Source organism: Sphingomonas sp. 179-I 2A4 NHS (assembly GCF_045369135.1).
Classification (GTDB): Bacteria; Pseudomonadota; Alphaproteobacteria; order Sphingomonadales; family Sphingomonadaceae; genus Sphingomonas.
This window is the reverse complement of the sequence record NZ_JBIQFL010000002.1, coordinates 599,779-613,453: the sequence shown is the minus strand read 5'-3', so window position 1 is coordinate 613,453 and position 13,675 is coordinate 599,779. Positions and strand designations below refer to the sequence as shown.

18 protein-coding genes and 1 tRNA gene are annotated in these 13,675 nt (G+C 66.1%); 5 read left to right on the top strand and 14 right to left on the bottom strand.

Annotated elements, in window-relative coordinates; all coding sequences use genetic code 11:
• Window positions 1-795: 795 nt before the first annotated feature.
• Window positions 796-885 (bottom strand) — tRNA-Ser (locus ACH0CP_RS06100).
• Window positions 886-1,006: 121 nt separating this feature from the next.
• Between ACH0CP_RS06100 and hspQ the strand changes: the two genes are divergently transcribed.
• The 5 genes from hspQ (at window position 1,007) to ACH0CP_RS06075 (ending at window position 3,577) form a co-directional block, all read left to right on the top strand.
• Window positions 1,007-1,384 (top strand): heat shock protein HspQ, encoded by a 378-nt coding sequence (gene hspQ / locus ACH0CP_RS06095; RefSeq protein WP_406888330.1) that lies wholly within the window; start codon window positions 1,007-1,009, stop codon window positions 1,382-1,384.
• 151 nt (window positions 1,385-1,535) lie between these two features.
• Entirely contained in the window at window positions 1,536-1,841 is a 306-nt protein-coding gene (gene rplU / locus ACH0CP_RS06090; protein ID WP_046406359.1) for a 50S ribosomal protein L21, read from the top strand.
• Window positions 1,842-1,866: 25 nt separating this feature from the next.
• Window positions 1,867-2,136 carry a 50S ribosomal protein L27 gene (gene rpmA / locus ACH0CP_RS06085; RefSeq protein WP_066780771.1) on the top strand — a complete coding sequence of 90 codons (270 nt, stop codon included), beginning with the start codon at window positions 1,867-1,869 and terminating at the stop codon, window positions 2,134-2,136.
• A gap of 175 nt (window positions 2,137-2,311) precedes the next feature.
• Window positions 2,312-2,860 carry a GNAT family N-acetyltransferase gene (locus tag ACH0CP_RS06080; protein ID WP_294444874.1) on the top strand — a complete coding sequence of 183 codons (549 nt, stop codon included), beginning with the start codon at window positions 2,312-2,314 and terminating at the stop codon, window positions 2,858-2,860.
• A 135-nt stretch (window positions 2,861-2,995) separates the two neighbouring features.
• On the top strand, window positions 2,996-3,577 hold the full coding sequence (locus ACH0CP_RS06075) for a TetR/AcrR family transcriptional regulator (RefSeq protein WP_294444875.1): 582 nt from the start codon (window positions 2,996-2,998) through the stop codon (window positions 3,575-3,577).
• A 380-nt stretch (window positions 3,578-3,957) separates the two neighbouring features.
• Here ACH0CP_RS06075 and grxD read toward each other — a convergent pair whose 3' ends face one another.
• The 13 genes from grxD to ACH0CP_RS06010 form a co-directional block, all read right to left on the bottom strand.
• The gene (gene grxD, locus ACH0CP_RS06070) at window positions 3,958-4,284 is read right to left on the bottom strand and encodes a Grx4 family monothiol glutaredoxin (RefSeq protein ID WP_294444876.1); all 327 of its coding nucleotides are present in this window, start codon (window positions 4,282-4,284) and stop codon (window positions 3,958-3,960) included.
• Between the two features lie 32 nt (window positions 4,285-4,316).
• Window positions 4,317-4,550, bottom strand: a complete 234-nt coding sequence (locus tag ACH0CP_RS06065) for a BolA family transcriptional regulator (RefSeq protein WP_294444877.1) — start codon at window positions 4,548-4,550, stop codon at window positions 4,317-4,319.
• A gap of 1 nt (window position 4,551) precedes the next feature.
• Window positions 4,552-4,875 (bottom strand): DUF1476 domain-containing protein, encoded by a 324-nt coding sequence (locus tag ACH0CP_RS06060; RefSeq protein ID WP_294444879.1) that lies wholly within the window; start codon window positions 4,873-4,875, stop codon window positions 4,552-4,554.
• Between the two features lie 168 nt (window positions 4,876-5,043).
• Entirely contained in the window at window positions 5,044-6,045 is a 1,002-nt protein-coding gene (locus ACH0CP_RS06055) for an NADPH:quinone oxidoreductase family protein (RefSeq protein WP_294444880.1), read from the bottom strand.
• Window positions 6,008-6,634 carry a 3-isopropylmalate dehydratase small subunit gene (gene leuD, locus ACH0CP_RS06050; protein ID WP_294444881.1) on the bottom strand — a complete coding sequence of 209 codons (627 nt, stop codon included), beginning with the start codon at window positions 6,632-6,634 and terminating at the stop codon, window positions 6,008-6,010. The genes ACH0CP_RS06055 and leuD overlap by 38 nt, the downstream gene beginning before the upstream one ends.
• A 119-nt stretch (window positions 6,635-6,753) precedes the next feature.
• Window positions 6,754-8,184 carry a 3-isopropylmalate dehydratase large subunit gene (gene leuC / locus ACH0CP_RS06045; protein ID WP_294444882.1) on the bottom strand — a complete coding sequence of 477 codons (1,431 nt, stop codon included), beginning with the start codon at window positions 8,182-8,184 and terminating at the stop codon, window positions 6,754-6,756.
• Window positions 8,185-8,321: 137 nt separating this feature from the next.
• Window positions 8,322-8,999, bottom strand: coding sequence for a CoA transferase subunit B (locus ACH0CP_RS06040; protein ID WP_294444883.1), 678 nt, complete (start codon window positions 8,997-8,999; stop codon window positions 8,322-8,324).
• A complete protein-coding gene (locus ACH0CP_RS06035; protein WP_294444884.1) occupies window positions 8,999-9,304 on the bottom strand; it encodes a DUF5076 domain-containing protein in 306 nt (101 codons plus the stop codon). Before ACH0CP_RS06035 ends, ACH0CP_RS06040 begins: the two co-directional genes overlap by 1 nt.
• Window positions 9,301-9,984, bottom strand: coding sequence for a hypothetical protein (locus ACH0CP_RS06030; RefSeq protein WP_294444885.1), 684 nt, complete (start codon window positions 9,982-9,984; stop codon window positions 9,301-9,303). Before ACH0CP_RS06030 ends, ACH0CP_RS06035 begins: the two co-directional genes overlap by 4 nt.
• The gene (locus ACH0CP_RS06025; protein ID WP_294444886.1) at window positions 9,981-10,709 is read right to left on the bottom strand and encodes a CoA transferase subunit A; all 729 of its coding nucleotides are present in this window, start codon (window positions 10,707-10,709) and stop codon (window positions 9,981-9,983) included. Before ACH0CP_RS06025 ends, ACH0CP_RS06030 begins: the two co-directional genes overlap by 4 nt.
• Window positions 10,710-10,820: 111 nt before the next feature.
• Window positions 10,821-11,471, bottom strand: a complete 651-nt coding sequence (locus tag ACH0CP_RS06020) for an HAD-IA family hydrolase (protein WP_294444887.1) — start codon at window positions 11,469-11,471, stop codon at window positions 10,821-10,823.
• A gap of 174 nt (window positions 11,472-11,645) precedes the next feature.
• Entirely contained in the window at window positions 11,646-12,566 is a 921-nt protein-coding gene (locus tag ACH0CP_RS06015; RefSeq protein ID WP_294444888.1) for an SMP-30/gluconolactonase/LRE family protein, read from the bottom strand.
• A 111-nt stretch (window positions 12,567-12,677) separates the two neighbouring features.
• On the bottom strand, window positions 12,678-13,451 hold the full coding sequence (locus ACH0CP_RS06010) for a class II aldolase/adducin family protein (RefSeq protein WP_227772205.1): 774 nt from the start codon (window positions 13,449-13,451) through the stop codon (window positions 12,678-12,680).
• Window positions 13,452-13,675: the final 224 nt, after the last annotated feature.

Here is a 13,675-nt window from a genome sequence, read left to right as displayed (position 1 = left end):
TGCGGTGACACCCATCTAGGTAAACCACCCCAACCCGTCAAACCCTTTTTGCAACTTTCTTACACACACCCCCAAAACCAACGCTTTCCCACCGGTTTTGGGATCCGCAGTAGGGCCAACCGGCTTTGTCCCCCGCCCGAATCATACGAATCGGAGCCCTGGTCGAGGCGGCGTGTGCCGCTCACGCCCCGCAGAGGCAGCTTTGTGCCGCCCGTCGAGTTTGCGCTCAGGCACCACCTCGCTATCCGTGAGATTGCTCCGGCGTCTCACACGCCCGAGGTGGCCTATGGAGGAAGAACGATGATATCAGCGGAGGCTAAACATGCCTGAACCGCGCCGGCCGGCGGTGAGCACCTAGTTAACAGCCCGCAGGTGTGGACGCCGCGAACCACATCAGGGACGCACGGACGGATCAGCCATCCGTCTCAAAGCACATTCGCCAGCGATGGATCGCAATCGCTCGGGAAGACAGAGCCTAAGTCATCGATGCTTTGCTATTTGGGGCGCTCGCCAAAGCATTCAGTGCTGTATGGACGTCGTTTCTACGGCAGACGTGCATCCGTGCTCAAAGAGCCGGCGGCGAGCCTACCGCCTCCAACGACGCAAGCGGACTGGAACACTCTATATAGGGCGCGCTTGCTCCCGACTTGTGGAACGGCAACATCTACGACCGAACGGGAGCGGCGAACACGCAACCGGCGAGCCAGAACAGCATCGCGCCCGGCATCTCAATGTGTCTGACGGTCTCGCTAGATCGCCCGCACGTCGCGAGCAGCACGGCATATGGAAACACCGTGGCGGAGAGGGTGGGATTCGAACCCACGGTACCCGTAAAGGCACAACGGTTTTCGAGACCGTCCCAATCGACCACTCTGGCACCTCTCCGCGAGGCAACCGGGCGTGCCAGATGGCGGGCCCGGTGGATCGAGGGCGCGCCTCTAACGTGGTTGTGGTGGCGGCGCAAGCGGCTGCTTGTGCAGCGCGCAAGAGCAACTAGATTGGCCACATGTCCGCCGAACCCACCACCGCGATCCCCGCTGACGCGCCCGTCGCGCCGCCGATCGCCCATGCCCGCTTCACGATCGGCGATATCGTGCGGCACCGCATGCTCGATTTCCGCGGCGTCATCTTCGATATCGATCCGGTCTTCGCCAATACCGAGGAATGGTATCTGTCGATTCCCGAGGGGCTTCGCCCGCGCAAGGACCAGCCGTTCTACCATCTGCTCGCCGAAAACGCCGAATCGACCTATGTCGCGTATGTGAGCCAGCAGAATCTCGTCCATGACGAAAGCGACGAACCAGTGGATCATCCGGCGATCGCCGGTCTCTTCACTGGGCTCACCGACGGCCGCTATCGCCTGCGCCGCGAGCATCGTCACTGATAGATCAGGTGGAGATCGGGCCGGCAGCGCGATTCATCTTCGCTGCCGCCCCGCTCAACATTGACAAGCGACGGCGACTCTACTAGCTGCGCCGTTCCTCCTGGCCCGGTTTCCGGTCCGGGCACAGACATTTGGGTAGAGTGACAGGGCCATGTTCGCAGTCGTGCGCACGGGCGGCAAGCAGTATCGCGTTGCCGCCGGAGACAAGATCGTCGTCGAAAAGCTGGAGGGCGATGCCGGCGCCTCCGTTACGCTGAGCGACGTGCTCCTCGCCGGCGAAGGTTCGGAGCTGAAGCCGACCGACGGGCTGACCGTCGCGGCTGAAATCATCGCGCAGGCGAAGGGCGAGAAGGTTATCGTCTTCAAGAAGCGCCGCCGTCACAACTATCGCCGCCGCAACGGCCACCGCCAGAACCACACGATCCTCAAGATCGTGTCGATCGGCGCGTCGGCCTAACCGCGAAGCGTAAGGAGCAAGCACCATGGCACATAAGAAAGCAGGCGGCTCGTCGCGTAACGGTCGTGATTCGGCCGGTCGTCGTCTTGGCGTGAAGAAGTTCGGCGGTCAGGAAGCGATCGCGGGCAACATCCTCGTCCGTCAGCGCGGCACCAAGTTCTATCCGGGCCGCAACGTCGGCATCGGCAAGGACCACACCCTTTTTGCGCTCGTCGACGGCCGCGTGGTGTTCCACGAGGGCAAGCTCGGCCGCAAATTCTGTTCGGTCGACATGATTGCCGAAGCGGCAGAATAACATCGGGTAACCATCCGGGTTGCCCACCAGGGCGATCCGGAGCCTCCATCAGGGAGGCCAGCCAGAAACAAGGGAGCCGGGTCCGCCCAGGCTCCCTTTTTTCATGCTCCCTCAACACGCATGTCGCCGGCTCGTCATGACGAGCGGCTAACGGCGCACGGGAGGAGAGCGCACCATGTTCGCGCGGACGAAGAGACTGACGCTGCGGCCAAGCTGGCCGGAAGAAGCGGAGACGCTGACGCAAGCCATCGCCCATGAAGAAGTGGCGATGAAGCTCGCGCGGCTGCCGTGGCCCTATAGCGTGGGCGATGCCGAGGCCTTCCTCGCGGTGCCGCGGGGCCCCACCGACGCGCGCTTCTTCATCCTGGCGCATGACGGCTCCTATCCGCGGATGGTCGGCGGGATCGGCCTCAACGCCACCGGCCGCCACACCGCCGAACTCGGCTATTGGCTGACCCCCCAGGCATGGGGCCGCGGCTATGCCACCGAGGCCGGGCGCGCGGTGATCGACATGGCGCGGCACGCGCTGCCGCTGCGCCGGATCGAGGCGAGCCATCATCTCGATAACCCGGCCTCGCGCCGGGTGCTGGAGAAGCTCGGCTTCCGCGAAGTGCGGCGCCAGCCGCTCTATTCGCTCGCCCGTGGGGGAGAGGTGGACTGCGCGGTGCTCGCGCTCGATCTCGAGGGCGAGGCGGAACCGGCCCGAATGCGGATCGCCGCGTAGCATCGCAGGCCCCTACGCAACGGCCGGGCGCCTCCCCCGTCCGGCCGTTCGCATCCCTGTGCGCCCGCGTGCCACCCCGTGGCGCCGCGGATGTCGCGGATTGCAAAATCGTGGCGAACGGCCGACAGCGCGGCCATGTCCGTTGCCCCTCTCCGCCGTCGCCTCAGCCCGGAAGAATCGCGCGCCGCCGCGATGGAGGCGGCCAGCGAGCTGCTGGTCGAGGTCGGCCCGCAGGCGGTCACGCTAAAGGCTGTCGGGGCACGGATCGGCCGCACCCACGCCAATCTCCTGCATCATTTCGGATCCGCCGAAGGGCTGCAGAAGGCGCTGATCGAACACATGGCCTCCCGCATCGTCACCACGATCAAGGAAGCGGTGATTCGCTCGCGCGAGGCGGAGGATCCCGCCGAAGTCGTGGATCTCACCTTCGATGCGTTCGGCAAGAACGGCGCGGGCGCGCTGGCCAGCTGGATGATCCTCAGCGGCAATGAAAATGCGCTGGATCCGATCCTCACCGCAATCCACGATCTGGTCGAGGATCTCGCGCAGGACCAGCACGCCCCGGGCGCCCCGATCCGTGAAGAGACGCTGCAACTCGTCCTGATGGCGCTCGGCGATGCACTGCTTGGCGGCTCGATGGCACGCACGCTCGGCCTGCCGCGCGACACGGCCCGCCGCCTCGCCCGCGGCATGCTCCTCGCCGACCGGGGCAAGTAACCCGCCCGCGCACGCACAAATCAGTCGTCACCTCCGGCTCGATCCGAGGTCCCGCTTCTTCATCCTTGAAGACATGCCGTAAGCGCCCGCGGGCGAAACCAACGCGTCGCGATGGAATAGGGGGGAGGCAGGCGCGTCGCCCGTTTGGGCCGCGGCACCAGCACCGCTTCGCAGAACCGACACTGTCGGCGCGCTTTACACCTGCCGCTTGTGCGCGCGGCACGTTAACCTTCCGAACCCGCGCGTTTCCGCCGATCCTGCGCGGCTGGCACGCGCACTGCATCATGATCAGTGCACCGAGCGTGGTTACGCTTCAGCCGGGCGGGTGCGTCGCTTCTTCGATCTCGCGACGCCCCGCCCGCACCCGGTAATCTTCAGTGTCAGCCGGCCTTGGCCTGGTCCTTCAGCAGATCGGCAAGCTCGCCGCTCTCGTACATTTCCATCATGATGTCGGATCCGCCGACGAATTCGCCGCCGACATACAGCTGCGGGATGGTCGGCCAGTCCGAATAGGCCTTGATGCCCTGGCGGATCGCCTGGTCCTGCAGCACGTCCACGCTCTCGAAATCGACATTGAGGTGCTGGAGGATCGCCACCGCACGGCTGGAGAAGCCGCACTGCGGGAACAGCGGGCTGCCCTTCATGAACAGCACAACGGGATTGTTCTTCACCACCTCGTCGATGCGGGCGTGGGAGTCGTCGGTCATCTTCTTGATCCTCGCGGGGAAACTGCTGCGGACTATTTCGGTACCGACGTCGTCAACTGCAAGGCGTGGAGCACGCCGCCCATCCGCCCGCCCAGCGCGGCGTAGACGGCCTGGTGCTGCTTCACCCGCGGCATGCCGGCGAAGGAGGCGGACGTCACCTTCGCCGCATAATGATCGCCATCGCCGGCCAGATCAGTGATCTCGACCTCGGCGTCGGGGATGCCTTCGCGGATCAGCGCGGCAATCTCGTCCGCCGCCATCGGCATGTTACTTCAGCTCCATCAGCTGGCGGCGCGCGACGATCGTCTGCTCCTCCAGCGCGGCGCGCACTGCGGCCTCGTCGGTGTCGATCCCGGCGGCGGTCAGATCACCCACCACCTTGCGCACGACGTCTCCGTCGCCGGCTTCTTCCAGATCGGCGTGAACCACCGTCTTGGCATAGGCATCGGCTTCCTCGGGCGTCAGCTTCATCAGCTCCGCGGCCCACTGGCCGAGCAGGCGGTTCCGGCGTGCCACGACGCGGAACGCCATATCCTCGTCGTGCGCGAACTTGGCTTCAAAGGCGCGCTCGCGATCGTCGAAGGTAGTCATGGTTTTGCGTTGCTCCTGTTTGATGCCGGAATAGGTGGGCGGAGCACGCGACGCAACATGCGCCACATCGTTCGTGTCGCCTCATGCACCGACAGCGGATGCCGGGCCGCACCCGCGGTCCGCATCTGGCGATCCGCGGGACGGTCGATTGGCCGTCCCGCGTGCCGCTCAGTCGGCCACGCGCACCACGAGCTTCCCGATCGCGCCGCGGCCGGCCATCTTGGCGATCGCATCACCGCCCTTCTCGAACGGGAACACCTCGGTCACCTTCGGCGCGATCTTGCCCTCCCGCCATAGGTCGAACAGTTGCTTGATGCTGGCGCGGTTCTTCTCCGGCTCGCGCGCGGCATAGGCGCCCCAGAACACACCGCGAATGTCGCAGCTCTTCAGCAGCGTCAGGTTCAGCGGGATCTTCGGGATACCGGCCGGGAAGCCGATCACCAGATAGCGGCCTTCCCACGCCATCGATCGCAGCGCCGGCTCGGCATAGTCGCCGCCCACCGCGTCATAGACGAGGTCAAAGCCGTTCTTCCCCGCCTTCTCCTTGAACGTGTCGGCCAGCGCTTTGCTCTCGTCCTTGGAGAAGGGCGCGCGGCCATAGATGATCACGTCGTCGGCGCCCGCCTCGCGCACGGCCTGCGCCTTCTCTTCGCTCGATACGGCGCCCACCACGCGCGCGCCGAACGCCTTGCCCAGTTCCACCGCGGCCAGCCCGACGCCGCCCGCCGCGCCCAGCACCAGCAGGGTCTCGCCGGCCTTGATCTGCCCGCGATCGACCAGCGCGTGGATCGTCGTGCCATAGGTCAGCAGCAGCGCCGCGCCTTCCTCGAAGGAGCGCTCGTCCGGCACCGAATAGATATTGTCCGCCTTCATGGCGAGCTTCTCGACCAGCCCGCCCATGCCGGTGTTGCCCATCACCCGATCGCCCGGCTTCCATGCCGTCACGCCTTCGCCGACGCTCTCGACCACGCCGGCCACTTCGCCACCCGGGGCGAACGGGCGCTGCGGCTTGAACTGGTATTTGTCCTCGATGACCAGCACGTCGGGATAATTGATCGCGCAGGCCTTCACCGCGACGATGACTTCACCGGCCTTGGCGACGGGATCGGGAAGCTCCCCGATTTCCAGCGTTTCAGGTCCGCCCGGCGCTTTCGACAGCAGTGCTCGCATGTTTCTCTCCCGCGATCCACGGGCGATGCTCATCCAGCATCGCCTCGAATTTCGAAATCGCGGTATCCCTTGCCAGCGTCAGGCCGACTTCGTCCAGCCCCTCCATCAGGCACCGGCGACGGAACGCGTCCAGCGCGAAGACGAACCGGTCCTGATAAGGGGTGGTGACGGTCATTGTCTCCAGATCGATCGTGATCTCATCCGTCTTGGCGACCTCGATCAGCCGGTCCACCGCTTCCTGCGGCAGAACGACGGGTACGATTCCGTTCTTGAATGCGTTGCCGGAAAAGATGTCGGAAAAGCTCGGTGCGATCACCGCCTTGACGCCCATGTCGCCCAGCGCCCAAGCGGCATGTTCGCGGCTCGATCCGCAGCCGAAGTTGTCGCCGGCGATCAGGATCGGGCTGCCGGCATAGGCGGGATCGTCGAAGATGTTGCCCGGCTGCGCACGCACCGTCTCGAACGCGCCGCGGCCAAGGCCGGCGCGCGTGATCGTCTTCAGCCAGTGCGCCGGGATGATGACGTCGGTGTCGACGTTCTTCGCACCCCAGGGATAGGCCTTGCCCGAAACGTTGCGCACCGGCTCCATCAGCGGCCCCGCACCTTCGCCAGGACGGAGGGCTTGGCGATCGCAGCATAAGCCGCGACGCCGCTCAGCATCGATCCCGCGACCAGCAGCACCAGAATCTTCTTCATGTCGTCCTCCCCTTACGCCATCAGCTCGCGCACGTCTGCCAGCCGCCCGGTCACTGCCGCCGCGGCCGCCATCGCTGGCGACAGCAGGTGCGTGCGCGCCCCCGGCCCCTGCCGGCCGACGAAGTTGCGGTTGGAGGTGGAGGCGCAGCGCTCGCCCGCCGGCACCTTGTCCGGGTTCATCGCCAGGCACATCGAGCAGCCCGGCTCGCGCCATTCGAATCCGGCGGACAGGAAGATCCGGTCCAGCCCTTCCGCTTCCGCCTGCCGCTTCACGAGCCCCGATCCCGGCACCACCATCGCGCGCACGCCATCCGCCACGTGGCGGCCGTCGGCGACGGCGGCGGCGGCACGGAGGTCCTCGATCCGGCTGTTGGTGCACGATCCGATGAAGACATGCTGCACCGGCACGTCCTGCAGCCGGGTCCCCGGTGTCAGGCCCATATAGTCGAGCGACTTCTGCGCCGCTTCGCGCTTGGACGGGTCGGCGAAGCTCTCCGGCGCCGGCACGGTGCCGGTGATCGACACCACGTCTTCCGGGCTCGTGCCCCAGGTCAGGGCTGGCGCGATCTCGCTTGCGTCAATGATGACGGTGCGGTCGTACGTTGCGCCCACATCGCTCGCCAAGCTGCGCCACCAGGCGACCGCCTTGTCCCAATCCGCACCTTTCGGCGCCATCGGGCGACCTTTGATGTACGCGAATGTACGGTCATCAGGCGCGATCATCCCCGCCCGCGCGCCCGCCTCGATCGACATGTTGGCAACCGTCAGCCGCCCCTCGATCGACATCTCGCGGATGATGTTGCCAGTATATTCAATGACATAGCCGGTCCCGCCCGCGGCGCCGATGCGCCCGATGATCGCCAGGATCACGTCCTTGGGCGTCACCCCGAACCCCAGCGTCCCCTCGACCCGCACTTCCATCGTCTTCGACGGACTTAGCAGCAGCGTCTGCGTGGCGAGCACATGCTCCACCTCGCTAGTTCCGATGCCGAAGGCGAGCGCGCCCAGCGCGCCATGCGCCGACGTGTGGCTGTCACCGCACACCACCGTGGTGCCGGGCAGCGTGAAGCCCTGCTCCGGCCCGACGACGTGGACGATGCCCTGCTCGGCAGCGAGCGCATCGATGTAGGGGACGCCGAATTCTGCGACATTCTGGCGCAGCGCCGACAATTGCGTCGCGCTTTCCGCGTCAGCGATCGGCAGCTCGCGGCCCGCTGCGTCGACGCGCGGCGTGGTCGGCAGATTGTGATCGGGCACCGCCAGCGTCAGGTCCGGCCGGCGCACTTGTCGGCCCGCCGCGCGAAGCCCTTCGAAGGCCTGCGGGCTGGTGACCTCATGAACGAGGTGGCGATCGATGTAGATCAGGCACGTCCCGTCGTCGCGTCGTTCGACGACATGCGCGGCCCAGACCTTCTCATAGAGTGTGAGCGGACGGCTAGCCATGTTGCCGCGCCCTTACCCGAGATGGGCGTGGGAGGAAAAGGCCACTTTCCTCCTCGGGCAATAAAAGTTTTCTCCGCCCCGCCTCTCGAGACCGAACATTGCGTAACCGGACCCGAGGGCGCGCCCAAGGGACAACCTTAACCCAGCGCCACCTCGTAATAGGCCGTCGTCTTCGACGCGACGTCCTCCGCCGTCACCCCCGGCGCCAGCTCGATCAGCCGGAACGCGCTCTGGTGATCGGGACGCTGGAACACGGCGAGATCGGTGATGATCATGTCCACGACGTTCTTGCCGGTGAGCGGCAGCGTGCAGCTCGGGATGAACTTGGGGCTTCCGTCCTTCGAGACATGCTCCATCACCACGATGATCTTCTTCACCCCGGCGACGAGGTCCATCGCGCCGCCCATGCCCTTGATCATCTTGCCCGGGATCATCCAGTTCGCGATGTCGCCGTTCTCGGCCACTTCCATCGCGCCCAGCACGGTGAGGTCGATATGCCCGCCGCGGATCATCGCGAAGCTCTGCTCGCTGCCGAAATAGACGCTGTTGGGAAGTTCGCTGATCGTCTGCTTCCCGGCGTTGATGAGGTCCGGGTCCTCCTCCCCCTCATAGGGGAACGGCCCGATGCCCAGCATGCCGTTCTCGCTCTGCAGCGTCACCGTCATCCCTTCGGGGATGTTGTTGGCGACGAGCGTCGGGATGCCGATGCCCAGGTTCACATAATAGCCGTCGCGCAATTCTTTTGCGGCCCGGGCAGCCATCTGGTTGCGGTCCCAGCCCTTCGGCGTTTCAGACACGGGGGCAGTCTCGGGCATCAGTGGCTCCGTCCTTCGATCGGTGTGATGGTGTTGAATTGTTCGCGCAGTTCCTGGCCGACGCCGTCGACGATCGCCTGCAGCGCCTTGTTCTCGTTGACCGGCCAGACGGCGGCATAGGCCTTGGCGGCATGGCGGATGGTGTCGGCGATGAGATAGCCGAACACGCGCGGATCCTCGAGGACGCCGGGGTCGATCAGCACCGTGCTGCCGACCCCCTCGGTTACCCAGATCCGCGCCGCCTCGACCGAGCGATCGCCAAGCGCCGCCACGCCGTCGATATCAATTTCCCTCGGCTTGCTCATGGCCGCTCCGCCACCACCGCCGCGCCCGGGAGCGCGAACCAGGCAAGGCCGGTATAATCGCGCCGTTCCCCGCCGCCGCTCGCTACCACGCAGCCGCTGCGCGCGATCGGCCGCACCGCCGCCGCGGTCGAAACTTCGGCATCCGGCTCCGCCATTCCTGCGGCTGATAGGGCCTTCTTCGCCGCGACCGGATCGGCGGCGATGAAGGTCACGCTCGCCCCCATCGTGCGCAGTGCATTGAGCGAGGCAACCGCCGCATCCCGCTCCGCCGCTCCAGCCTTTGCGACGCTCGCATCAATCAGCACGGCAGTCTTGCCGTCGGGGCAGGACGCGCCCGACGTCATCGCCCGGGCGACATGGCGGATAAGGGCGCGCCAGCCAGCCTCAGGGGCCGGTGCGCCGGGCTTGCCGGACGTGCTGCCATCGGGGGCGGGAAGCGCGGAGCCGGCCGGCAACACCTGCAGCCTCGCGGTGGCGGGGATCTCGGTTCCCGGCAGCGGGGCGGCGGCCACCGCAGGCGCAGTGATCCGGGTGCGCTCCTTCTTGCGCTTGGGGCCATCCAGCTTGCGCTTTCCGATCGTGCCCGCTGCCGCGACCGGGATCACCGCCGCGACACAGCCGGACAGCATCCCGCCAAGCGCCAGCGCCGCCGCGATGGTCGCGTGCGGCCGGCCGGTCACGCTGTCACCTGCTCCGCTGCTTGGGCGGGCCGGGGGCGGGTCAGGCGGAACTCGATCTTCTTGTCGTACGGCGCGCCGACGATCATCCGCTTCACATAGATGCCCGGCAGGTGGATGTGGTCGGGATCGAGGCTGCCGACCGGCACCACCTCCTCGACTTCCGCGATGCAGACCTTGCCCGCGGTGGCCATCGGCTGGTTGAAGTTACGCGCCGTCTTGCGGAAGATGAGGTTCCCGCTCTCGTCCGCCTTCCAGCCCTTGATGATGCTGATGTCGGCCCGGATGCCCCGCTCGAGGATATATTCCTCCCCGTCGAACACCTTCACTTCCTTGCCCTCGGCCACCAGCGTGCCGACACCCGTCTTGGTGTAGAAGCCGGGGATGCCGGCGCCGCCCGCGCGGCAGCGCTCGGCGAGTGTTCCCTGCGGGCAGAATTCCACCTCCAGCTCGCCGGAGAGATACTGGCGCTCGAATTCCTTGTTCTCGCCGACGTAGGACGAGATCATCTTCTTCACCTGGTGCGACCGGAGCAGCTTCCCCAATCCCTCGCCGTCGATGCCGGCATTGTTGCTGGCGATCGTCAGGTCCTTCACGCCCGATGCCTGGATCGCGTCGATCAGCCGCTCCGGAATGCCGCACAGACCGAACCCGCCGGCGCAGATCGTCATTCCGTCATGCAGCAGGCCGTCCAGCGCCGCCGCGGCATCGGGATAAAGCTTGTTCATGCGGTGCCGCCTCTCGATTTCGTATCGGCGGTAACGATTAGCGGCTTGGCACCCGAGCTTCAAGCAAAGGTGAATGGTGGTTCAACTTTGCTCGTCCAGTCATTCCCGCCGTCAGAAGGTGGTTCGCGCCACCCCAAGGGCGTCGGCCAGATCGTCCAGCGCCTGCGCCTCGCCAGTAACCTTGATCGCGTGCATGCCCAGCGCCGCCGCCGGCTTGCAGTTGATCCCAAGATCATCGAGGTACACGCAGCTCGCCGCGGGCTTGCCGAGATAATCGAGCATCATCTGATAGATACGCGGATCGGGCTTGCGGATCCCCACCTTGCTCGATTCGATCACATGATCGAACCGCGCCAGCACCTCGGCCACCTTCGCCGCCTTCTCCGCGGAACGGGACATGCCCGCACCCTCCCCCGCCGGCACGTTGTTGGTGATGCACCCGAGGCGGTAACCATTGCTCTTCAGCCAGTCGATCGCGTGGACCATGCGCGGGCGGATATCGCCGGACAGCAGCGCCAGCACGTCCTCGCCGCGCAGCTCATGGCCAAGCGCACGCGCTTCTTCGGCAAACATCGTGTCGAAGCCACCAGCGTCGATCTCTGCGCGTTCAAACAAAGCCCAGGCGTTCGCGTCCGGGTTGGTGGCGTTGATCTGGCGGATCAGATCGTGCGGCAATCCGCGCTCGCGCTCCAGCCGATTGAACGCCTCGAACGGGGACGAGGTGACCACCCCGCCGAAATCGAAAATAACCGTGTCGCGCATCCGCTCCCGCTTTCTATTCTCGTGACAGGCGGCCATCGCCGTGCCTGCTGCGCCCGTCAATAGCGGCGCCAGCGATAGCGAACGTCCGGCAAGCGCTCCTCGTTGCCGCTTGTGCCGCGTGGTGGATCTGCGCCGCCTCAGCCAGGTCATCCTCGCGAAGGCGGCGCAGCGTGATCAATATTCCAGCTTCAGCCCCGGCCGGTTCCAGCGCGTCTTCACCAGCCGCCCGGTGCCCGACAACGTGAGGTACGCATCGCGCATGTCCTCGCCGCCGAAGCAGATGTTGGTGGTGAAGATATCGTCGGTCGCGACGAACTCGACCAGCTCGCCCTCCGGCGAGATCACGCTGATCCCGCATTCGCCGATCGTCGCCACGCACACGTTGCCCGACGCCTCGACGGCGAGGGAATCGAAGAACTTCCAGCCGGCAGGGCGATAGACCGGGATGCCCGGCCCGCCGACGCCGGCGGCCGCATCCACCTTGCCCGGCGCGGTCACGGCGAACTTCATCAGCCGGCAGGTGTAGGTTTCCGCCGCATAGAGCCACTTGCCGTCCGGCGAGAGGCCGCAGCCGTTGGGGTTGTTCGACGGGAAGACGACTTCTTCCAGATGGCTGCCGTCGGCCTTGGCGTAGAAGATGCCGACCACGTCATGGACGCGCTTCCTGTGGTCCACCTTGCCGTGGTCGGTGAACCAGAAGCCGCCGTGCTTGTCGAACACCAGATCGTTCGGCCCGCGCAGCACGCAGCCGAAATCGCCCGATTTGTACAGCACCTCGACCTGGCCGGTCGCCGGATCGATCCGCTCGATCCGCCCGCCGGAATAGTTGCTGGCGATCCCGCCCGGCGCCAGCATGCCGTTGTTCTCGTGCCAGTCGAACCCGCCGTTGTTGCAGCAATAGAGCATGCCATCGGGCCCGAGCGCGAGGCCGTTCGGGCCGCCGCCGGGCTCCGCGATCGTCTCCTTGCGGCCATCGGGATGGACCCGCGTGATCCGCCCCGGCTCGATCTCGACCAGCGCGATGCTCCCGTCGGGCATCATCACCGGCCCTTCCGGAAAGCGCAGGCCGTCCGCCACCAGTTCGAAATCCGCCATCATCCTCTCCCTCGCTGCCTGGCGCCTCCGCTCATCCGCGAATGTCCGCCGTGTCGACGGTTACATTCACGAGGGCGGCGCCAGAGGCAAGGGAAGGCGTGACGGGGGCCGTCAGTTGCGGAAGCTGGGATCGATCCGGTCGAGCTTGCGCAGCAGTGCCGGCCAGGCGAGCTTTTCGGCCAGCTTGCCCATGCCCGCCGGCGCGCTTTGCCCGGCGACCTTCTCCTCCACGCCCTGCGGCGGATTGTTGAGGTTCTCGCGCCCCGCCGACAGCATCAGCACCTGCGCCTCGCACGCGCGCTCGAGGAAGTAGAGCCGCAGGAAGCAGGACGCGACACTGTCGCCCACCGCCAGCGTGCCGTGGTTGCGCAGGATCATCGCGTGCTTGTCGCCAATGTCCGCCACCAGCCGCTCGCGCTCATCGAGGTCAGTCGCGATGCCCTCATAGTCGTGATAGGCGACATTGTGCTGCGCGATCATCGCCGTCTGGGTGTGCGGCAGAAGGCCGAATTCCATTGCCGACACTGCCTGGCCGTGCGGCGTGTGGAGGTGCATCACCGCCGCGGCATCCTCGCGCGCCATGTGGATCGCCGAGTGGATGGTGAAGCCCGCCGGGTTCACCGGGTGATCGGTATGGCCGACCGGATTGCCCTCGACATCGATCTTGACCAGGCTCGAGGCGGTGATCTCCTCGAACATCATGTCATAGGGGTTGATCAGGAAGTGATGCTCGGGCCCCGGCACGCGGGCGGACAGGTGCGTGAAGATCAGATCGTCCCAGCCGTACAGCGCGACGAGGCGGTACGCCGCAGCAAGATCAACCCGCGCCTCCCACTCGCCGGGGGCATATTGGGCGGTGTTGTCGACCGGTGCCAGCGTGGCCATGGCGTGCTCTCCTGATTGCGATTTGCGCGGGATCATAACGGCGCGCCGGGACAGGGGCAATCGAACCCGGATCGGGGCGCGAATCCCGGCGATAGCGCGACCGTTCGCGGACGATTGCAGAAAACGAATGTTGAGGAAGTTGAGGCGACAGCGCGTTTTTCTCCAACACCCTCAACATTGGCGGCGATCGGCAACAGGGCAGGCGTCAGGCGCATCATCATCGC